This is a genomic window from Mesorhizobium sp. P3_A9 (assembly GCF_056402975.1).
Genome location: NZ_JBFUGJ010000805.1, coordinates 1 through 585, shown reverse-complemented (window position 1 = coordinate 585; position 585 = coordinate 1). Strand labels below are relative to the sequence as shown.

At 61.4% G+C, this 585-nt stretch carries 1 protein-coding gene; it reads right to left on the bottom strand.

What is annotated here, in order from left to right; genetic code table 11:
• On the bottom strand, positions 1-585 hold a 585-nt coding region (locus tag AC1DX0_RS36840; protein ID WP_477359587.1), incomplete at both ends, for a type 2 periplasmic-binding domain-containing protein.

Genomic DNA, 585 nt, shown 5'->3' with positions numbered 1-585 from the left:
TCCTTGCCGAGATCGCGATCGAAGATCTCCGAATAGTTTCCGACCTTCTTGATGACGTTGTAGGCCCAGTCGTCAGGCAGGCCGAGACCCTTGCCCATGCCCGGTGCCGCACCCAGGAACTTGGCGACCGCCGGCGACGTCGGCTTGGCCTTGATCTCGTCGACGTTCTTGGAGGTGATACCTTCCTGTTCGGCGAAGAGCAGGGCGCTGAGCGTCCAGTTGGCGACGTCGACCCAATTGTCGTCGCCCTGCCGCACGATCATGACCTCTGGCTCGACCGCGATCACGTCGGGCAGGATCACATGGTCTTCGACCTTGCCCTTGGCCACACGCGCGATGGCGAGGACCGGGCCCCATTGCGCATAGAGGTCGCAACGGCCGGAGAAGTAGGCCTGTTCGAGCTCTTCCGTCTTTTCGATGACGACCGGCTCAAGCTTGATTCCGATCTTCTGGCTGTAGGCAGCGACCTGCTGTTCGATGGTTGTGCCGGCAGGGATGCAGATCGTGCCGCCCTGTGCGTCCTTGAGCGACTTCAGGTTGAGCTCCTTGTGCGCCATCACCTTGGTCGTGCCGAGGTAGTATGAC